Origin of the sequence: Thermostichus vulcanus str. 'Rupite' (genome assembly GCF_022848905.1) — a bacterium.
In the GTDB taxonomy this organism is placed as follows: domain Bacteria; phylum Cyanobacteriota; class Cyanobacteriia; order Thermostichales; family Thermostichaceae; genus Thermostichus; species Thermostichus vulcanus_A.
On sequence record NZ_JAFIRA010000019.1, the window covers coordinates 26,092 to 45,504 of the forward strand.

Annotated in this window: 16 protein-coding genes and 1 tRNA gene; 10 read left to right on the plus strand and 7 right to left on the minus strand. The window is 55.7% G+C overall.

Annotation, left to right across the window (positions count from 1 at the left end; genetic code table 11):
• Positions 1 to 148: 148 nt before the first annotated feature.
• On the plus strand, positions 149 to 1,393 hold the full coding sequence (locus tag JX360_RS08835; RefSeq protein ID WP_244350288.1) for an FAD-binding oxidoreductase: 1,245 nt from the start codon (positions 149 to 151) through the stop codon (positions 1,391 to 1,393).
• Here JX360_RS08835 and JX360_RS08840 read toward each other — a convergent pair.
• Positions 1,367 to 2,497 (minus strand): NAD(P)/FAD-dependent oxidoreductase, encoded by a 1,131-nt coding sequence (locus JX360_RS08840; RefSeq protein ID WP_244350289.1) that lies wholly within the window; start codon positions 2,495 to 2,497, stop codon positions 1,367 to 1,369. The two genes, JX360_RS08835 and JX360_RS08840, sit on opposite strands and share 27 nt — an antisense overlap.
• 196 nt (positions 2,498 to 2,693) lie before the next feature.
• Here JX360_RS08840 and JX360_RS08845 point away from each other — a divergent pair, with 196 nt between their 5' ends.
• Positions 2,694 to 3,254 (plus strand): DUF2808 domain-containing protein, encoded by a 561-nt coding sequence (locus JX360_RS08845; protein ID WP_244350290.1) that lies wholly within the window; start codon positions 2,694 to 2,696, stop codon positions 3,252 to 3,254.
• 26 nt (positions 3,255 to 3,280) lie between these two features.
• Here the strand turns inward: JX360_RS08845 and JX360_RS08850 are convergent, their stop codons facing one another.
• Genes JX360_RS08850 through JX360_RS08860 form a run of 3 tightly spaced genes read right to left on the minus strand, consistent with a single transcriptional unit; the run spans position 3,281 to position 5,494 of the window.
• Positions 3,281 to 3,625 carry a response regulator transcription factor gene (locus tag JX360_RS08850; protein ID WP_244350291.1) on the minus strand — a complete coding sequence of 115 codons (345 nt, stop codon included), beginning with the start codon at positions 3,623 to 3,625 and terminating at the stop codon, positions 3,281 to 3,283.
• A 32-nt stretch (positions 3,626 to 3,657) separates the two neighbouring features.
• On the minus strand, positions 3,658 to 4,830 hold the full coding sequence (locus JX360_RS08855) for an RNA-guided endonuclease TnpB family protein (protein ID WP_244350292.1): 1,173 nt from the start codon (positions 4,828 to 4,830) through the stop codon (positions 3,658 to 3,660).
• A gap of 52 nt (positions 4,831 to 4,882) precedes the next feature.
• On the minus strand, positions 4,883 to 5,494 hold the full coding sequence (locus JX360_RS08860) for a S1C family serine protease (protein WP_244350293.1): 612 nt from the start codon (positions 5,492 to 5,494) through the stop codon (positions 4,883 to 4,885).
• Between the two features lie 475 nt (positions 5,495 to 5,969).
• On the opposite strand from JX360_RS08860, the gene JX360_RS08865 reads away from it, so the two are divergent.
• Complete coding sequence (locus JX360_RS08865) at positions 5,970 to 6,347, plus strand: hypothetical protein (RefSeq protein WP_244350294.1); 378 nt, start codon at positions 5,970 to 5,972, stop codon at positions 6,345 to 6,347.
• Between the two features lie 241 nt (positions 6,348 to 6,588).
• On the opposite strand, the gene JX360_RS08870 is transcribed toward JX360_RS08865, so the two are convergent.
• Positions 6,589 to 6,671: transfer RNA gene (locus tag JX360_RS08870), tRNA-Leu, on the minus strand.
• A gap of 160 nt (positions 6,672 to 6,831) precedes the next feature.
• Here JX360_RS08870 and tgt point away from each other — a divergent pair.
• Complete coding sequence (gene tgt, locus JX360_RS08875; RefSeq protein ID WP_244350295.1) at positions 6,832 to 7,929, plus strand: tRNA guanosine(34) transglycosylase Tgt; 1,098 nt, start codon at positions 6,832 to 6,834, stop codon at positions 7,927 to 7,929.
• A gap of 6 nt (positions 7,930 to 7,935) precedes the next feature.
• Here tgt and JX360_RS08880 read toward each other — a convergent pair whose 3' ends face one another.
• Entirely contained in the window at positions 7,936 to 8,706 is a 771-nt protein-coding gene (locus JX360_RS08880) for a response regulator transcription factor (protein WP_244350296.1), read from the minus strand.
• A gap of 196 nt (positions 8,707 to 8,902) precedes the next feature.
• Between JX360_RS08880 and fni the strand changes: the two genes are divergently transcribed.
• Complete coding sequence (gene fni / locus JX360_RS08885; protein ID WP_244350312.1) at positions 8,903 to 9,982, plus strand: type 2 isopentenyl-diphosphate Delta-isomerase; 1,080 nt, start codon at positions 8,903 to 8,905, stop codon at positions 9,980 to 9,982.
• 38 nt (positions 9,983 to 10,020) lie between these two features.
• Here fni and JX360_RS08890 read toward each other — a convergent pair whose 3' ends face one another.
• Positions 10,021 to 12,573 carry an AAA-type ATPase lid domain-containing protein gene (locus JX360_RS08890; RefSeq protein ID WP_244350297.1) on the minus strand — a complete coding sequence of 851 codons (2,553 nt, stop codon included), beginning with the start codon at positions 12,571 to 12,573 and terminating at the stop codon, positions 10,021 to 10,023.
• 302 nt (positions 12,574 to 12,875) lie between these two features.
• On the opposite strand from JX360_RS08890, the gene JX360_RS08895 reads away from it, so the two are divergent.
• From JX360_RS08895 to JX360_RS08915, 5 genes are all read left to right on the plus strand, one after another.
• Entirely contained in the window at positions 12,876 to 13,685 is an 810-nt protein-coding gene (locus JX360_RS08895; protein WP_244350298.1) for a carbohydrate ABC transporter permease, read from the plus strand.
• Positions 13,686 to 13,689: 4 nt separating this feature from the next.
• A complete protein-coding gene (locus JX360_RS08900; RefSeq protein ID WP_244350299.1) occupies positions 13,690 to 14,391 on the plus strand; it encodes a 4'-phosphopantetheinyl transferase family protein in 702 nt (233 codons plus the stop codon).
• 148 nt (positions 14,392 to 14,539) lie between these two features.
• Entirely contained in the window at positions 14,540 to 14,989 is a 450-nt protein-coding gene (locus JX360_RS08905) for a sulfocyanin-like copper-binding protein (protein ID WP_244350300.1), read from the plus strand.
• Positions 14,990 to 15,135: 146 nt separating this feature from the next.
• Positions 15,136 to 17,658, plus strand: a complete 2,523-nt coding sequence (locus JX360_RS08910; protein WP_244350301.1) for an HD family phosphohydrolase — start codon at positions 15,136 to 15,138, stop codon at positions 17,656 to 17,658.
• Positions 17,659 to 17,848: 190 nt separating this feature from the next.
• Entirely contained in the window at positions 17,849 to 19,066 is a 1,218-nt protein-coding gene (locus JX360_RS08915) for a glycosyltransferase (RefSeq protein WP_244350302.1), read from the plus strand.
• Positions 19,067 to 19,413 lie beyond the last annotated feature (347 nt).

The window sequence follows — 19,413 nt, forward strand, 5'->3', positions numbered from 1 at the left end:
CTCCTCACTGTAAACCTGATCGCGTCAGTCGTGAGAAGCTGAAGGTTGACTGCCCTACCGCGAAAGGGATCCCTCCCCTTGGCACAAACAGGTGGGTTATTTGGGGGCGGCAGTTCCTCTCATTTCACTTCTCCCTTAGCTTCTCTCCATGTCCCTTTCTCCTCATCTGGCGGCGTTTCTGGCCAACCAGCCCCATCCGCCCAAAATCGAGGCTCCCTCCACGGTTGCTGAACTGGCTGAGATCCTAAAAGAGCACTCAGAAAGCCACTTAGGACAGACCCTGTGGGTGGCGGGGAACGGCAGTAAGTTGAGCTGGGGCAATCCGACGGGTTCTGTGGATCTGCTCGTCAGCACGCGGGGTTTGCATCGCTTAATCAACCATGCGGCTGCCGACCTCACCGTCACTGTGGAGGCGGGCATGCCCCTCATGGAATTGCAGCGGATCCTGGCGGAAAAAGGGCAATGGTGGCCGGTGGATCCCCTGTACCCCGACTGGGCCACCTTGGGCGGGATCCTCGCCACAGCCGATACGGGTTCCCTGCGACAGCGCTATGGCGGGATCCGGGACTTAATTTTGGGGATCACCTTTGTGCGCGCGGATGGGGAAGTGGCCAAAGCCGGCGGACGGGTGGTGAAAAATGTGGCGGGATACGACCTGATGAAGCTGTTCACCGGATCCCTGGGCAGTTTGGGCATCGTGACCCAGGTGAGCTTGCGGCTTTATCCTCTCCCGGCGGCACAGGGTTGCCTCAGGGGGACGGGATCCCTGATGGTGTTGGAGGAGTTCTGTCAGCAGCTTTTGCGGGCCAAGGTCAGCCCGGTTGGGTTGGACCTGGGGCTGGATGGGGGCGAACCGTATGTAGCGATCCTCTTTCATGGCTCAGAGCGGGTCATTGCCGAGCAGATGGCCCAAACGCGATTTCTGGGTGAGGCCCTCCATTGGCAGGAAGAAGTCAAAGAAGGGTTAGCAGCGACAACCGAAGTGGGGCGGGGTTTGATGACTTTACAGCCCAGTTCAACTCGTTCAGAAACTGTGCTGATGAAATTCGGCTGTTTGCCCAACCGGAGCCTCGGGATTTTGCAACAGTTTCAAGCCCTTTTTCCCGGCTGTTGGGTGCAACTGCACCGGGGCTGTGGCCTGGGACGAGCTTGGGTAGTCAACCCAGAAGGGGGATCCCTAGAACAACTGCAACAGCACTTAAAGTCGGCTGGTGGTTTTCTCACGCTGCTGGAAGCTCCACCCCCGTTAAAAGCAGCCCTTGCCCAAGACCTTGGCCCCACCGGGATCCTCATGGACAAACTTCGTCAGCAATTTGACCCTGCCCGTACCTTTGGCTTGCGGCTCCCTGTGGTCAGTAGCGACAGCCTACAAAGCCCCGAAGCGAGCCGGTAAGGGGATCCCGAGCATTTCCAACAATTTTTGCGCGGCATCTTGCCCTGATAGCCAAGCCCCTTCTATACGGCCCCCCGCACACCAATCTCCAGCACAGACCAGTGGCAACCCGACAGCGTCCGAGGCGGAAACACGGGTTCCCAGGCTGGCCAGCCCCATGGTTTCAACAGGTAGAGAGTAGCGCCAGCGGTGCACCTGCATCCATTCCGGTGTGGCTAACTCAGGTTGAACCCGTTTGGCGGCATGGGCCAACAAGTCTCGCCCGGCTTGCTCCAGCTCGGATGGGGTAGCCTCCAGATACAAAGACGACCACTCCGGCCCCCCATGGACCACTATCACCGGCGGCATCGATTCCGAACGTTTGCTGCTGTCCAACCCTAGCCAGACCATCAAGGGATCCCCCAGGCATTTAATCCCTTTCCAGTCCGGCAGTGGTATTCCTTCCCCATAGCCCGCCAACACCGCGATACAGGATAAGTATTCAGCGTATCCCAGCAAGGAGAGCAGATTGCTTGTAGAGGGGAGGGCCTCTTCCAGCAGGGGTAACATTTGCGGGGCCGGAATGGCCACCACCAGAGACGCTGCCTGATAAACACAGCCATTATCTGTGCTGATCTGCCAGGCTTTCTCCAGGGGTTTTAGGCTGACCACACGGGTTTGCCGATGCACCTGGAGTGGAGTTGCCATGTGCTTAGCCAGAGCTGACATGCCCTGAGGGCAGATGTAGCGCGGCTTTTCATCATTGGGATCCTCCGGGTGCAACCCATCTGCATCCAGCAGGTGCAGCGAGCGCGTCCATTCGGTCAGCAATCCCAGCGACAGCAGCTCTTTCACCCAGCGGTTGAGACCATCGGAATCGGCAGTCAGGTATTGTGCCCCGTGATCCACCGGCACCGTTTGTCCGGCATGTTCAACCCGGCGCGTGGCCATGCGTCCACCCAAACCTGCCGATTTCTCCAGCACCAAAACCTGCAACCCTGCCCGCAACAGTTGCCTGGCACAGACCAAACCAGCGACTCCAGCCCCAATCACAATCACATCGGCGAACGGTAGGTTTGTTCCGTCAGCCTGCATTATCCCTGCTTGGGTCTCTTCATCGGACATACTGAGCCTACTGCTTGTGACCGGAACCGCACTTCCAGTTACCCGACCAGCGTATGGGATCCCTGTGATCCTCCGCCTCGTGAATAGCACGTTAACCCTTTAGGTGGTGCGGAGCACAGTCACAATTTTACCGGCCTAAACGTGACAGCATGGACATTCAATCCACATCCATCCAAATTCATGAAAGGAAGCGCCAATGAAACGAATGGGGATCCTCCTGTGGGCAGCGCTGGGGTTGAGCGGATCCCCAGCTTTTGCGATTCAAACAGCCGATGGCACCACCTATTTTCAACAAGTACCCCGTCTGCTCAAAACTGCCGTCAGCCCACGCCAAACCCATACTCGGGGAGCAACTCTACAAATCACCGTTCAGGTGCCGCAGGAGGCCGGAGAACCTTTACAAAGCTTGGTGATTGACCAAAGCCAAAATCTGGAAGTGTTGCGGATTAACTCTGAGCGAATCACCGCTGTACTGGGAGAGAGCTGGCACTCGGAAGCCCTGCCAGTTCCAATTCAATCCGAGATTCGAGGATCGGAATTGCACATTCAGTTTTTGCCCGCCCTTCCTCCCGGCACCATAGTTACTCTAGGGTTACGCCCCATTTCCACTCCCACCACCTCAGGGGCTTACCTGTATGGAGTTACCGCTTTGGCCAGGGGTAGCCAGCCTTATCCCCATTTTCTTGGCTATGGTCGGGTGGTGTTTGCAGATGGGGGCAACGGAGGCCGCAATCGCCTATGGCATTTACACCGATAAGAAATTCTGAAGGTCGCAATCCCTCTCTAGAGCCAGATCAGCCCCAACTTGATGCCAGCGGTGACGGCTTCGGTGCGGCTGGTGGCTCCCAGTTTATTGAACAACGAGGTGATGTGAAATTTGACGGTGTGCTCAGAAATGTGCAGTTGCTTGGCGATGGTTTTGTTGCCGGATCCCTCCGCCAGCAGGTTTAAGACCTCGATCTCTCGTGGGGTGAGTTGGGGGGGAGTTTCCCCAGAGTGTCCGGTGGAAGTCGGGGAAAGGGTGATGGATCCGCGCAGATGATCCGGATGAATCACCAGCAAACCCGCTACTGCCGCCTGAACCGCCTGTCGAATTTCTTCCCCAGTGGCTTCCCGAGTTATTGACACTCCCCCGGTTAGAAACCGGGGGATTCTCCCTTCTAGCCCCCCACAGCTTGAAGCTGTGGAGTATTCATGGAGTTCAGGGGATTGCCAAGTACCCCATCCCCTGAGCCAACCGCACCCATTACAGATACGGCTTCTTTTAGACTCAGAGGACATGAGAATCCGTCCCACTGGGCTAGGTTCATAGCCGCGTTCCAGTCGGCATCACAGCAATACCCGTCCTGCCCAGTGAACAGATGCCCACTCCTTTTCCCAATCAATCCTGTCCTATGGTCGATTTTGGATGTGTAGGCAGCCGGACGCTTGTGCAGCGTCCTACCCGCCATTTCCAGCTTGTAGGCAACCTTCCACTCCAGGTCGTAGTACGACCAGGTATGGCGCGATTTCCCGGCATCCGAACGCGCCTTCTGGCTCTGTCTGGATTGGCGAATACCCGATAGGTCTTCCATCCACACATCCGCATTCACCGCCTTGGCAAACCGCACAATGCGGCGGCTAACGGTGTGGTTGACCGCCCTCATCCAACGAGCTTCTTTGCACTCCAGTCGCTTGAGTGCTCGGTATTTACCCGCCTGTTGCAACTGGGCGCGACGCTTCTGGAAACGACGACGACGGTGAGCTACCTCTCCACCCCCAAAAAACACCGCCCGACCCCAGCGGGTGGCCGCCACTGCCAAACGGTTCTGCCCCCGGTCAACACCCAGTCGCTCCGTACTCTTCACTTCGGGAACTTCCCAAGTGATAGACAGAACAGCATACCAAACCCCACGTATTTGCATCAGTTTTAGAGTCCCTCGCTCACAGTCCCGCTCAGCTAAAAGACGTTCGAGACGTTCAGCATAGTAGGAACTGCCAACCTCAAGGGGAACCCGCTTGTCACCCTGAATCGTGGGAAAACTCACCGAGTAGGTGCTACCTACTTTGTGCAGCTTCCAGTTTTGGTTGTTGACCTCTGGCCAGAACACTTTGAAGTGTTTGACCCGCTGGCCGGCTTTCCCCTTCAGGACACGAATCACCTGGTTGGAGAGGGCCGACTTGAGTGGTGTCACCACTTTGGCGGTTGTTAATGCCCTCCGCTCCTTCGGACTGATGCGGAGCAGTTCGTTTGCCAGTTCGGTTGTCGCACAAACCGTCTGGGCAAACATCTCTGCTTTGACCACATTGAGGTCAAGAAACTTGAGCTTGAGTGTGGTGGTGACCCGTTTCATGGGGACTATTGTATGTACTATTTCTGTTGCTGAATAAATTCAGCCTGTGCGCTTATATCCCCCGGTTAGAAACCGGGGGCTTTACGCTGCTTTTCGTAAAGTCCAGCCGCCGACCTAGGCGGGAGGTATTCATACCAATCCAATGCCCCAAGGGATCCAACAATGGTCCTCCAGAGAACCCAGGGTAAAGGCGAATATCGGGGCGAATCACCCGTTCAATGCGAGGGCCGCGTCGAGTCGGCCAGCCTTCCAACAGGGATCCCACCACCCCCACACTGGCGGATACCCCTTTTTCTCCCAAACGAGCTAGGGCAATTGCCAGGGATCCCACGCTTAGGTTGTCCAGATTTGCCACCGGCAAGGGAGAAAATGCCTGCCCTCCTGCGCTCCCCGAAGACACCTCCAACTTCAAAACCGCCAAATCACTGCCGGGATCCCGCCCGATCACCCGTGCTGTGGGGGTTTGCCCGTTGGCCAACCGTACCGGAATGTCTTCCTCTCGCTCCAGGCTATGTTGGGCGGTCAACACAATATCCGACTGCCAATGAATCCCGGAGGAGGGAAAGTGATGGCGACCAAAAATTGAAACAACAGCCGGGGACGCCTGTTGCACCACATCCGCCAGAGCCTTGGAAAACCCAACCAAAGGATTCAGCGCATCCATACCCAGACCTCATGGGAACAACACTGTCCCCAGCATGAGGTCCCAAACAGTGGGATCCCTTCGCCCAAAAGGGGAGCGCCATCCCCGGAAATATGGCTAGGGAGTTACCTGAGAACTCTTGTTTGGCTTTAATCTAGCCCAGAGAAAGTGGGTATCCTGAAGTCTGGTGTTGGCGCAAAAAACCTAAAGAGGGCCAAGTCCATAGAGAGTCCATAGAAGTGAATCAATCCATCTTCAAAAAATTCTCTATATTGACAGCGTCAATATTGTTTAGTCTTGTAAAACATTCCGTGTTTTTACGGATGTCCAGGAGTGTGAAGACCTTGTAACTTAATCTGAGGTTCCTTAGCTTCTGAAGAGACATCTGAAGAAATAATCTTCACGTGCCGCCCTTGTGTATTAAACGGTGGGATTCATACTTCTGCTGGCCCACGATCAGATTCATTCCATCAGGTTTTTCAAAGAGAGCACTACCATGCAGAAGATCGAAGATAGTCTAACCCAGGCATTAGCCATCGATGGAGCTTTGGGGGTGGCTTTGGGGGATTGGAAAAGTGGAATGTGTTTGGGGTTCAAGGGCACTGATACCCCCCTCTTTCCCGCAGCCAATCTGGAGCTAGCCGTAGCAGGTAATACAGAGGTAATCCGTGCCAAGATGCGTACCGCGGAAGCCCTGAAAATGAATACTGAGATCGAAGAGATTCTAATTATTCTAACCCATCAATATCACTTAATTCGACTCATTAAAACTGTTAACGGGTTGTTTTTCTACCTGGCTCTGGATCGCGAGAAGAGTAACTTAGCCCTAGCCCGGATTAAGCTTAACCAAATTGAGGGGGAGTTGAAAATTTAGCTTAATTTATTGGTTCAAGCTTAGGGGCATGGCCATGAGCCACAAGTTACTGGCCCCTAGTTTTGCCAACTTAAATCCGTGCTGTGACGGAACTAGAGGCTTGTTTGTCGGGGTCTTCATTATCTCAGTGAATTATCTCAGTGAGAGATTGGCTCAGCTTATGGGTGGTAGACCAGCTGGCTATCTTGCTAACTTTCTTGTTGACTTTGTAATGTAATTTACCATCATTTATCTAGTCTAGTGCGGAACCGGGGACTTGAACCCCGAAGGCATTGCTGCCACTAGAACCTGAATCTAGCGCGTCTACCATTCCGCCAGTTCCGCGGCGATCTACAAGTCTGCCGAAGAACAGGGATCCCTGTCAAGGGCTATCTGGCGTTTGCGAAAAAGGGAACAGTTTAGGAAATATCTAAAGTAGGATCCCGCGCTCCTAGCCTCAACTGTGCTAAGCTCTGCTGCGCATGCTTGAGATACAACCCTGACTTTGGCTGCATTTACCTTTACCTGCGAAGGCACCTGCCCCCATACCCAAGCCCGTGCCGGATACTTCACCACCCCCCACGGCGGGATCCCGACCCCCTGCTTTATGCCGGTGGGTACGCTGGCCAACGTGAAAACCCTCACCCCCGCCCAACTGAAGGACACAGGTGCCCATATCATCCTCAGCAATACCTATCACCTGCACCTACAACCGGGAGAAAGCATTATCCAAGAAGCAGGAGGGCTACACCGCTTTATGGGCTGGTCGGGGCCAATTCTCACCGATTCCGGTGGTTTTCAGGTGTTTAGTCTCAGCGATATCCGTCAGATCGACGACCAAGGGGTTACTTTTCGTTCGCCACACGATGGCCGTACCATCCACTTCACTCCAGAGCTGTCGATTCAGATTCAAAATGCCCTCGGCGCAGATGTGATCATGGCTTTTGACGAGTGCCCCCCTTACCCCGCCAGTGCTGAAGCGGTGGAAGAGGCAGTATCCCGCACCAGTCAATGGCTGAAGCGCTGCGTAGAAGCCCATCATCGCCCTGACCAGGCGCTGTTTGGCATTGCCCAGGGGGGCGTTTATCCGGAGTTGCGCCGCCGTTCTGCCGAAGCGATTCGCCAGTTTGATCTACCTGGCTATGCCATTGGGGGGGTCAGTGTCGGAGAACCGACCGACCTAATTCAGTCCATTGTGCGCCAGACTGCCCCCTATTTGCCAGCGGATCGACCGCGCTACCTGATGGGGGTAGGAACCTACGAGGAGATGCGCGCTGCAGTGGCGGCAGGGGTGGATCTGTTTGATTGTGTGATCCCTACTCGCTACGCCCGGCATGGCACCGTCATCAGCCGCGGTCGCCGCTGGAATATCAAAAATGCCGAACATCGCCGCAGCCTAGAGCCGATTGACCCGGAATGCACCTGTTATACCTGCCGGAACTTCAGTCGGGCTTACCTCTGCCACCTGATTCGAGCCCAGGAGATCCTGGGTTACACCCTACTTTCCATTCACAATGTATCGGAGCTGATGACCTATACCCGCAAAATGCGAGCGGCCATTTTGGAGGGACACTTTCACGAGCACTGGGATCCCTGGCGCTGACTGGGCTCACGGGTTGGGTTTAGCTGGGGCAGAGATACTTGAAGAAGCGGAAGAAACCGTCGCTCTGGCAGGTGTGGGTGGAGGCTCTGAGGAAGTGCGCTCCCATCCAAAGCAGTAACCGACACTGCGTACCGTCTGGATCAGACTGGGTTGACGGGGATCCCGTTCCAGTTTTTTGCGCAACGAGAGAATGTGGGTATCAACGGTGCGCGGGTTATCAGTGGAATCCGGCCAAGCTCGCTCCAACAGCTCCATGCGGGAGACCGGATCCCCGTTGGCTTGGGCCAGTACCATCAACAAACTAAATTCCTGTGGGGTGAGGTCGATCCCTTCACCGGCCAAGGTAACGCGCCGTTGAACCAAGTCGATTTTCAGCTCCCCATACTGCAAAAAGGTGGGCGGAACAGTGCGACGAAACCGACGGGCCAGGGCCTGAATATGGGCATCCAGCAGTTGCATACTGAGGGGCTTGGTTAAGTAGTGATCAGCTCCTGCTTCCAGTCCGGCGATGATGTCTGCTTCGGATCCCCGTTGAGAGAGCAACAGAATCAACAGATCACAATGACGATGGGCCCAATGGCACAGTTGCAACCCAGCCCGGTTGGATAGCTCTGCATCCAAAATCATCAGGTGAATGAGTTGCTGTTGCAGCAGAGCTTTTGCCTGGCGGATCGTATCGACTTCACAAACCTGGTGCCCCGCCTGCTGCAGATGCCAACACAACAGGCTGCGCAGGTGAGGATTGCCCTCTGCCACCAAGATTTGTAGGTGTTGCATGGCCGTCCTCAGGGGGGAGAGAAGAAGAAAGTTGGCTGACCCAGAACACGGCGAAAACGCCCATTTTGGACGAAAATAGCCTGATGTGCCCCAGCAAAGACATGCCCTGGCTATCCCTTTCATCCTGCCCACATCATAGACAGCCCCCTAACCGGGAGCAATGCTGGTAAAGTGGAGTGCCTGTCCGCCATACCCCATGACCCATTTGCCTCCTAATTCCCCTGTTCCCATTTCCGAGCGTAAGCAGGATCATCTGGACATTGTTTTACAGCAGGATGTCTCCGCCAAAGGGATCCGCACCGGGTTTGAACGATTTTTCTTTGAGCACATCGCTCTGCCGGAGTTACACCTGGAGCAGATTGACTTGAGCAGCACTTTTTTAGGTAAACGGCTGCAGGCTCCCCTCCTGATCAGCAGCATGACCGGAGGAACCGGCTCCGCCCATGAGATTAATTTACATTTAGCCGCCGCCGCCCAACACCTGGGGATTGCGATGGGAGTGGGATCCCAGCGGGCTGCCCTAGAACACCCGGAACTGGCCTGGACCTACCAGGTCCGCAAGGTCGCCCCTGATATTCTTCTGCTGGCCAACCTGGGAGCAGTCCAGCTGAACTATGGCTATGGGTTGGATCAGGCGCGGCGGGCGGTGGAGATGATCGAGGCGGATGGGCTGATCCTGCACCTCAACCCCCTGCAAGAGGCGGTGCAACCCCACGGGGATCCCGATTGGCGCGGGTTGTACGGTCGCATTGAGCGGTTGGTGGCCCAGTCGCCGGTGCCGGTGGTGGTGAAGGAAGTGGGGAATGGCCTGAGTGCCACGGTGGCGCGGCAGTTGGCGGAGTGCGGGGTAGCCGTGTTGGATGTGGCGGGGGCGGGTGGCACCAGTTGGAGCGAAGTGGAGGCTCATCGGCAGCCAGATCCGCTGCGCAAGCGCATCGCCCATGCCTTTGTCGGTTGGGGGATCCCGACCGCTCTAGCGCTGCTGGAGATTCGCCGTCAGTTGCCCCATTTGCCCTTGGTGGCTAGCGGCGGCATTCGCAATGGCATTGATGTTGCCAAAGCCATTCGGTTGGGGGCCGATCTGGTGGGGATGGCCGCCCCTGCCCTGCAAGCGGTTTGTGGGGCCCAAGAGCAACAAGAGCAAACGGTGATCGAGGCGTTTCAAGCAGTGATCGAGGAGTTGCGCATTGCCGCCTTCTGTACGGGATCCGCCAACCTGACTCAGCTCAAACAGGCCACCCTACGCCGCCAGGATACCTGGGATCCCTTGCCTTAGTCTCCTGAACTGCTCAGCTCAGGGGGAGAGAGGGGGGCTTATACCCCCAGCACCTGCCATAAACTGACGGTTAAGACCAAGGCTCCCAAATGGGAGGGCCACTGCCAACCTTGCCGGGCTATTTTTTGGATCAACACCCAGGAGAGCACCAAGGCCAGGATCAAGGTGGATCCCTGCAAAAAGTCAATCACGGCTGGATGAGCGATCCAAGTCGGTAGGGCGGATCCCGTCTGGCCAAAGGTTGCCCAAGTTACTGGCAGGATCTGCCCGGCCTCTGTCAGAAAGAGGGGCCAGTAAAAAGCCAGGGTTCCTCCTAGCACGAGAGGCAAATAGCCGTAGATTATCTCGGCAAAGCGCCGCTGCCCCTTCCGCTTTCTTTGCCACAGCCCAGTCAATCCATAAGCCAAAACCGGGACAAGACTGGGGATCCCAAGCGCCAGCAGCGAAGCCCCCAGATGCGGCCAAAAGGCTTGCAAATCCCAGCTTACTCCCCACACCTGCTCAAGCCAGACTAGCAACTGCGGCAAACAATGGAGGTAAATCCCCCCCAGCAGCAGTAACAGCAAGGCCACTTCAGGAAGGCGGGGGGTATGGGTTGTCCACAACTCGATCCCTGGCGGGCGCAAGTTAAACTCCACCGAGCGGTGCGGGCAAGCCTTGAGACAGGTCATGCAGAGGACGCAGTCTTTGTTCTCCTGCAGTTGGGCCGGATGGGAGTACAGAGGACAGCCCCCCGTTTCCATACCCTCCCCCTTTTGGGGGCCACCTTTGTAGCACTGGTAGGTGGTACATTCTGCCGAACAGGTACCCTGCTGCGCCCGCAGCTCGGTGATGGCCAGTTTGGCGTAGAGGCCGTTCATGCCCCCAATCGGGCAGAGATACCGACACCAAAAGCGCCGTTCAAACAACAGCGAGCACACCACCGCCCCGCCGGTAATTAACAACAGCAACCACGCCGATAAATAGGCCGTATTCGGCAAATCCCAAAGTTCTTCCCAGAGAAAAATTAGGCCAAAGCCGGTAAATAAAACCCATCCCCCCCAGCGCTCCGCCCATGGTCGGGGCCATTTCCCCAGTTGCCGTGGCCAGACCCACAAGGACACCCTCTGCACCAGTTCCCCGTAGATCATGAAGGGACAGACCGCACACCACACTCGCCCCAAAACCGGAAACACCAGCAGCACCAACGGCCACCACCAGGCCCAAAACAGGTTCAGGCCGATGTTGTGGGCGCGATCCTGCGGCCCCCAAAACAGCAGAAACACTACCAGCGTATACAGGGGCAGCACCAAGCCGTAGTTGAGGCGATCCGTCCACCAAGGGCTGCGCAGAAACTTCCGCAGGGCAGGATAGGCATTGAGTAGGTTAAGACGAAACTGCTTACCGCGGGGTTGAGGCGCCCAAAACACCTCTTCGTTCAGCACCGGTGCCCCTGCCGCCTGAACCACCGCCCGCTCAATCAAATTGCGCAGTTCCCGGGAGTTGCCGGGGTAGTCGTAGCTTTGCAAGCGACGCAGCGCTTCCGGGGTGAGGCGGGGTTTCGGGATCCCACGGCGACGGCTGTAGAGGCTGAGAAAATAGTCGGCCTTGGCTTTGATATCGGCTTTACGCACCCGCAGTGGCGGCACCTTGATGGCGGTTACCCAGGGTTCTAGGGCGGGAATCACCCGTTCCGATACCATGAGAATTCGACAGCGATAAGGGCGAGGAGCCACTGCCAGTTCACCCTCTCCCCGTTGTACCGGCGTGTAGGATCCCGTCTCCAAAAGCTGTAGGATCTTGGGCATCAACTCGGTGGGCAACTCTTGGATATTGTTCAGAAGTAGGGTGCCTTCTCCTAGCCATTCCAGCAATCCCGGTTTTCCGCCTGCCCGCCCGAACAAATCCGCTCCACTGGCCTGCAGGGCGCTGCAATCCAGCTTGATCATCGGTTGACGACGGTAGGGGGATCCAAAGTGGATCAAAGCGGCAATGTTGTCTTTTTCTAGACCCGGTTCCCCAAAAATTAAAATCGGTTTGCGGCTGTGGGCTGCTTCTTTCACCTGTTGGCGCAACCGCACCGCATACCGACTGGGGCCGACGATGCCCCGCTCCACCTTCGGCACCAAATAGGGGCGCAAAGCCACCTGCCGTTCTTGTTCGTAGGTAAGGCGAGCGGTCATCTGGGCCAGGGCTTCTGCCAATTCCTGGGCTTCCCCTCGGTTAGACAGCCAGCTTGCCACCTGCGGATACTCCGCCGCCCAAGCCCGCACCACCGCCGCCGGGATCCAACCTATGTTCCCATCCGAAAGAGCAATCACACTCCGGGACAAGGGCTGCTCCGCCAGCACCTCCGCCAAACCAATCACGGATCCCGGCAACAAACTCAACAAGGGATCTCCTTCTTCCCGTCCCGTCAGCGGGACAGAGTCCAGACGCCCCTGCAGCACAATTTGGATCCCGTCTGGCACCGTTCCAGCTTCTGCCAAAGCCTGACCTTGCCGAAAGGGGCGCTCCTGCATCTGCTCTGCCAGAGGCAGCAAACTCTCCAGTGACAAGGCTTGGAATAGGGTTTGAGTTTTGAGCCACTGGGCACGCTCGACTGAAGTCATCTGCGGTGCCTCCGCTGCTGAACATTCCGTTAGCTGTATTATCCCGCCAGTTTTTTGGGGAGCTGCCGGGTTTTTGGGATCCTTTACGACTGGACAAGTCGGCTGGATGAAGGAGGAACCCCCTGGCTTCTAGTCGTAGGGAGGATGTTAGCTTAGCTACCAATGGGTGAAAGGGGGGCTCGTCTCCTCCCTTTGGGTTCTGGCTCCCCAGTTATTCCTTAAATCCAATGCCTCTGTTTCGTTCTCCTGAATTTAAGCGGCAGCCTGAAAGTTCGGCCCTCAGATGGGGTAAGGTCAGGCTGATGGATGGGTTGCTATATGGGTTGCTGGGATCCCTGGCCATTCTCATCTTGGCCCCTTTGCTCTGGTTGCTGAGCACAGCCCTCAAGTCACCCCAGGAAAACATCTTTGCCTACCCACCCCGCTGGATCCCGGCTCAACCGACGCTGCAAGCGTTTGAGCGGGTTTGGCGAGAAAATCCCTTTTGGCGCTATACCTTCAACAGCCTACTGGTGGCTGGGATAACGGTATTGATGAATCTCTGGGTGTGTTCTTGGGCGGCCTACCCTTTGGCACGGATGACCTTTCGCGGGCGGCAACTGTTGTTTTGGCTGTTGATCGGCACCAGTATGATCCCTTTCCAGATCACGATGATCCCCCTCTACGTACTGAGTGTGCAGTGGGGGTTGCGCAATTCCTATGTGGGGTTGATCCTGCCCTATGCAGCTTCGGCGTTTGGGATTTTCTTGCTGCGGCAGGCATTTGCAGGGATCCCGCGGGAATTGGAGGATGCAGCTCGCATCGATGGCTGCTCCCTCTGGGGGATCTGGTGGCATGTGATGATCCCAGCAGTACGGCCCGCCTTGATCACCTTAGCGGTTTTTACCTTTGTCGCCATGTGGGGGGATTTCCTCTGGCCGTTGCTGCTGCTGGATGACCCGAATCTCTACACCTTGCCCTTGGGGGTAGCGAATTTGGCCAGTGCTTTTTCTGCCGATTGGCGGTTGATCGCGGCGGGATCCCTGATCTCGGTTGGGCCGGTTTTGGTTCTGTTCTGGGTTCTACAGCACTATGTCATTCCCACCGACTTGGATAGCGGCATCCGGGGTTAGGGAAGTGCTACCCAACCCCCCCCTATCAGACCGGGTGGCTCAGGTGTGGTTGCGGGGGGTTCCCCCTCTGGAGGAGTTGCTGCCGCAAGTTGGAATCCTATCGCCAGAGGAGCAGAACAAAGCAGAGCGCCTGCAATCGGAAGCGGATCGGCGACGGTTTCTGGCCAGTCGGTTGTTCCTAAGAATGCTGCTCAGCCAGTATAGCGGCCTGCCACCGGCATCGATTCGGATCGAGCACAGTCCCAGAGGTAAACCCTATTGGAGGGATCCGCCTCAGCCGATTCAATCTATTCAATTCAACCTCAGCCATTCCCATGAGCGGATCTTGATTGCCCTGATACTCAGGCATCGGATTGGTGTGGATTTGGAATGGATTCGGCCTGTGCCCCGTTGGCAAGCGATTGCCCAACGCTATTTTTCCGCTGCTGAACAAGCTGATTTGGCTCACTGCCCAGATTGTGAGCGGGATCCCCTATTTTTTCAAATCTGGACGCAGAAGGAGGCTCTGCTAAAAGCCATCGGCACCGGCCTAGCAGGATACAAAACCCTGGCCAGGGATCCGGATCCCGTTTTTACTCTCCAAGAGGAGCACGCTTGGGCCACTCTCTCCCTAGAGGTTGGAGCCGGGTATGCCGCTGCTGTTGCGGTGGAAACAATCGGGGCTGAACAACCGGTGGTGCTGTTCCATCGGGATCAAGGGATCTGAACCCCAAAGCCTCTCGCCCAGCTCGTCGGCAAGAAAGTTTCCACCCAACTCTGGCCGCAACGGGATCCCTTCTGACTAAACTGGGGACAGGTTCTCAATCTTGCTAAACACTGTTTATCTGTCTGTATTCCATGTTGTTTGCCTTGCCATGTTGAGTTGGGTTTATCGCAGCCTACTGCTGGGGGTATGCCTACTTATGCTCTGGGCAGGGATGCCGGACACGGCTGCCGCTCGGGATCTGTCTAAACAACCCCCCCAAGACCAATCCATTCAACTGGGGACTGCCGATAGCCAGTTGGTGTTTGTGCCCAAGGATCTCACTTTTCGCAATGGATCCCTGTACCGTCTGCATCTGAGCAACCCCAGTCAATTGAAGCACTATTTCACCGCCAAAGATTTTGCAGATGCCGTCTGGACTCGCAAATTGGAAGTGGCCGGTGTAGAAATCAAAGGGCAAATTCGGGAAATTGAGCTGAAGCCAGGGGCATCGGTGGAATGGCAATTTATTCCGCTCAAATCTGGAGTCTATTCTCTGGTTTGTACCATCCCTGGACATGCAGAAGCGGGCATGCTGGGGCATATCACCATTAGCGATTGAACATTCCTGCTTAAGCATTTATACTTACCCAAATCAACTTGAATCCGTTCCCTCAAGGCTCCACTTCGGTTCGCCAATCCAGGGGGTTTGGGTTGTTTCTGCCAAAAGGGGATAGAAAAGAGAAAGATTTAGCCTGGGACAACGCCATGAAACACTTACTTACAGCTGTGGTGGAACACTTGCCCCACAGAACAAGTCGCCCCTGGCGCCCCTGGCAACAGACGGGATCCCTCTCCAGTAATGGCCGCAAAAAGCCTACGCTCTCGGGTCGATTGGCAGGGTATACCCTAACGCTTCTTTCCCTGACTGCCGTCCACGGGATCCGTTACTACAACGAACCGCAACTGACTATCGGCAGCCGTTCCCCACAAACCTTTTTGGCGCCTGCTGCTGCAGAAATTGAAGATGTGGAAGCCACTCAAGCCCGACAAGTGGAGGCGCGACGACGGGTGGTACAAGCGCTCCAGCTCAGCAGCAGTGCCAACGACAAAATGCAGCAGGATTTGGAAGCTCTCTGGGCTTCTGTGGAGGCGGTGCGACAACAGGCGGGATCCCTGCCCTATGTTTCTGTACAGTTGCTGTCTTTGCCCACCCAAATCTATCTCCGCCAGCTCGCCCCTGAAGACTGGGAACCGCTTCAGGATCGGGCCCGACAAGAGGCCATTCGTACTCGTACTTCCACCCTGCGGTTACAAGAGGATGCCAACCCAGCGGAGCGTCCGGATCAACTCCCTCCTGAGCAACGGGCCAAACAAGAATTAATCGAAGTTTGGCAACGGGCCTGGTTGGATGGTTCAGCGACCCTGACTCCGGCAGAGGATCCCTACACTCAATTGGTCGCTCAGGTGGAAGCTGCGCAACGACAGTACCAAGCTGCTTTACTGCAGTTAGAACAGCTCACTCCCCCGACCCCAGCCACCGTTCTCAACCTCGTGGATCCCGATTGGCAACAGCTCCAACAGCAGAGCCGCCGTGTCTTGGAACGCATCCAAAAGATCGGCATTGTCGATGGGTTACCCCGCGAAGTCCGTGCCGAAGGGATCCAAGCCCAACTGGACGATTTAACCTTTCCCGGCAATGCCGCCCAACGGCAAGAACTGCAAGCGCTGGTCTACCAGTGGCTGAACCAAGTGCTGACCCCGAATGTAGAGGTGGATCCGCAACGCACCGACCAACGCATTCGTGCCGAAATTGAAAAAGTGGAACCTGTCTTGATCTCTGTGACGGAAAATCAGGTGATCGTGCGGGCGAATCAAACCATCACCCCTGAGATCTTCTTGGTTCTGGATCACTTCGGGCTAACCCAGCGCGGAGTCAATATCTGGGGTTTGGTGGGAGTAGCCGGGCTGATGGGCATGGGCTTAGCCATCTTTGTGCCCTTGCAAAAACGCTTGAAACCGGATCTGCGCCGACGGGATCGGGTGTTGATCCTGATGGTTTCTCTCACGGCTCCGCTTTTGGCGGCTTTGTTCAAGCTGGAATTCAGTTCCCTCCCGGCGGTGGGGCTGTTGCTGGGCAGTTTCTATGGGGCGGGACTGGGTTTGGTGGTGGTGGTCGGGCAAGCGTTGTTGTTGCCCCTGGTGGCGCCCGCTAGCTTGCTTGCTTTTGCCCCCTTGCTCTCCGGCAGTGTCGTGGCCTGTGCTTTGGCAGGGCGTTCTCGTTCTCGAGAGGAGTTGGCCCTCTTAGGGGGTGGGGCAGCTCTGGTTCAAATGCTGGCTTATGGAGCGGTTAGCTTGGCGACAACCGGGGGGATCGATCTCCTGGCGATGGCTTTGGCGGGAGGAACCAGCTTGGGGTGGAGCATTGTCGCCCTGGGAGCCAGCCCCTACCTGGAGCGCCTATTCGACTTGGTGACCCCGATTCGTCTGCTGGAATTGGGCAACCCGAACCGGACTCTCTTGCGCCGACTGGCGGCAGAAGCCCCTGGCACCTTTCAACACACCCTTTTTGTGGCCACTTTGGCCGAACGGGCCGCCCAAAAGTTGAACCTGAATGTGGAGCTGGTGCGTACCGGCACCCTCTACCACGACATCGGCAAAATGCTGCAGGCCCGCTACTTTATCGAGAACCAGATGGGTAGCCTCAACCCGCACACCCAACTGGACGATCCCTATCGCAGCGCTCAGATCATCAAGGCCCATGTCAGCGATGGCCTCCGCCTAGCCAAGCAATACAACCTGCCCACGGCTGTCCGAGCTTTTATTCCTGAGCACCAGGGCACAATCCTGATCGCCTATTTTTATCACCAAGCCCAACTCAAAGCTGGGGATCAACCGGTGCCGCAAGAACCCTTCCGCTACGATGGCCCCATTCCGCAAAGCAAAGAGACCGGGGTGGTGATGATGGCAGATGCCTGTGAAGCGGCCCTGCGCAGCATGACCTTGAGCGATGGATTTGGTTCTGAAGTGATGGAACGAGCTAGGGCAACGGTGCAAAAGATCGCAAAGGCCCGTTGGCAAGATGGCCAGCTAGCCGATAGTGGGCTGACTCTAGAAGATCTGGAGGTGGTGGCGGAGGCTTTTGTGGAGGTTTGGCGGGAATCTAACCACGAGCGGATCCCTTATCCCACCTCAACCCCTACCCCTCCCCTTTCTGATAACTCTTCTACTAACTCTTCTACCCGTGCCGAGTTCCCGGTCCTGATCACCCCTTCAACGGGATCCCTTTGACGGCAAGCTCCCTCTGAGAATGGCCTGAGTAGGTGGAGAAATGTCTAGCTCTGGAGGCCATCCATCGGTACGATAGGGGATCTATTGCGAATCAGGTCGGTGCTCTTTACTGAGATTGAGTACGCCTGTCTTCTAGGGGATCACTTCAGGATCCTCAATTCAATTTGCCTTTTCTCGGATGGCCTACTGAATGCCTAATGCTGCTTCTGCTTCATTGACGGCTCCAACTGCCTTGGTAACCCCCATCCAGATCCCGCCCCTATCCCACCCCAGTCCTATCCAACTCTCGCTGGTGATCCCCACCTACAATGAGGCTTCCAGTATCCAAAGCCTGATCAGTCAGTTGTGTGGATCCCTGGATACGGTCTTGCCGGGGGCCTATGAGCTGATTGTGGTGGATGACAACAGCCCGGATCACACAGCCAAGGTGGCCCAGGAGTTACAAGGCCAGTTGCCGCAACTCAAAGTCATTTGCCGCCAACAGGAACGGGGATTGGCCACTGCCGTTTTGCGAGGTTGGCAGGTTTCCCAAGGAGAGGTTTTGGGGGTGATCGATGGGGACTTGCAGCATCCACCGGAGATGATTCTCAAGTTGTGGCAGCCCATGCAAAGGGGAGCAGACTTGGCAGTGGGCAGCCGCTATGCAGAATCGGGTGGAGTCAGCTACTGGAGCTTGGGTCGGCGCATTATTTCCCGAGGGGCACAACTGATCGGGCTGGCCATACTGCCTGGGGTTTTAGGGCGTGTTTCGGATCCCTTGAGTGGGTTATTTCTGGTTCGGCGTAAATCTATTGCCGGGATCCCGCTCAACCCCAAAGGCTACAAACTGCTGATCGAGGTGCTGGCTCGGGGCCGAGTTGGAACCATTGAAGAAGTCGGTTATGTGTTTCAGGAGCGTCAAAATGGCGAGAGCAAAATCCAACTGCGAACCTGCATTCAATATCTACAACACCTGATCCACCTGCGCCTTTCCCTTGGCCCTCTGGGATCCTTCCTGCGCTTTAGCACTGTTGGGCTCTCGGGCACCTTTGTAGATATGATTCTGCTCTACTTTTTGCATGATCCCAGCAATTTAGGCTGGGGACTGATGGCCAGCAAGCTGATTTCCTCGGAAGTTGCTATTTTGAACAACTTTCTTTGGAATGATCTATGGACGTTTCGCAGTGTCACCAAGCTGCAACCCGGTGCATTGAACCGACTGAAACGACTGGTCAAGTTTAATGTCATTTGTCTGATTGGCTTGTTGCTCAACTCTTTTCTGTTGATCCTGCTGAGTGAATATCTCGGCATCCATTATCTACTGGCCAACCTGATTGCCATTGGCATTGTCGTGTTTTGGAACTTTTATCTGAATTTTAAACTGAGCTGGCGGGTCACGGAAGTCAAACCTAACCCAAAAAACCCCTAAAGGCAGATCAACCTTATGTTGACCTGCCCTTAATAAGGGGATCCCATAATTAGGCTCTAGACTTAAACTTCGAGATCCCAGTAGCACCGAAAAGAAACTACCACTTCGGCTTGGGGATTTTGATTTGAGGGGTCAGAGGAATCGCTGCTGAGGCAATGGTACTAATGCACAAGTGTTGTATGATAGCTTATCTAATTCTATTGATGATAGAGATACCAAAAATATATAGCGAGAAATTGTTAGACAAGTTGAGATATATTCAACTGATTATCCGTCAGGAAAGTAATTTTGTGGTTTGGATGACTCGTATGACTGGAGACCCTAAAGTGTAAAGTATTATGTCAGGA

Excerpts from the sequence above, each read along its gene's own strand:
- JX360_RS08855 (WP_244350292.1), bottom strand. The coding sequence starts at position 4,830 with ATGAAACGGGTCACCACCACACTCAAGCTCAAGTTTCTTGACCTCAAT.
- fni (WP_244350312.1), top strand. The coding sequence starts at position 8,903 with ATGACCCATTTGCCTCCTAATTCCCCTGTTCCCATTTCCGAGCGTAAG.
- JX360_RS08865 (WP_244350294.1), top strand. The coding sequence starts at position 5,970 with ATGCAGAAGATCGAAGATAGTCTAACCCAGGCATTAGCCATCGATGGA.
- JX360_RS08890 (WP_244350297.1), bottom strand. The coding sequence starts at position 12,573 with ATGACTTCAGTCGAGCGTGCCCAGTGGCTCAAAACTCAAACCCTATTC.
- JX360_RS08910 (WP_244350301.1), top strand. The coding sequence starts at position 15,136 with ATGAAACACTTACTTACAGCTGTGGTGGAACACTTGCCCCACAGAACA.
- JX360_RS08880 (WP_244350296.1), bottom strand. The coding sequence starts at position 8,706 with ATGCAACACCTACAAATCTTGGTGGCAGAGGGCAATCCTCACCTGCGC.
- JX360_RS08905 (WP_244350300.1), top strand. The coding sequence starts at position 14,540 with ATGTTGAGTTGGGTTTATCGCAGCCTACTGCTGGGGGTATGCCTACTT.
- JX360_RS08835 (WP_244350288.1), top strand. The coding sequence starts at position 149 with ATGTCCCTTTCTCCTCATCTGGCGGCGTTTCTGGCCAACCAGCCCCAT.
- JX360_RS08840 (WP_244350289.1), bottom strand. The coding sequence starts at position 2,497 with ATGTCCGATGAAGAGACCCAAGCAGGGATAATGCAGGCTGACGGAACA.
- JX360_RS08860 (WP_244350293.1), bottom strand. The coding sequence starts at position 5,494 with ATGGATGCGCTGAATCCTTTGGTTGGGTTTTCCAAGGCTCTGGCGGAT.
- JX360_RS08845 (WP_244350290.1), top strand. The coding sequence starts at position 2,694 with ATGAAACGAATGGGGATCCTCCTGTGGGCAGCGCTGGGGTTGAGCGGA.
- JX360_RS08895 (WP_244350298.1), top strand. The coding sequence starts at position 12,876 with ATGGATGGGTTGCTATATGGGTTGCTGGGATCCCTGGCCATTCTCATC.
- JX360_RS08915 (WP_244350302.1), top strand. The coding sequence starts at position 17,849 with ATGCCTAATGCTGCTTCTGCTTCATTGACGGCTCCAACTGCCTTGGTA.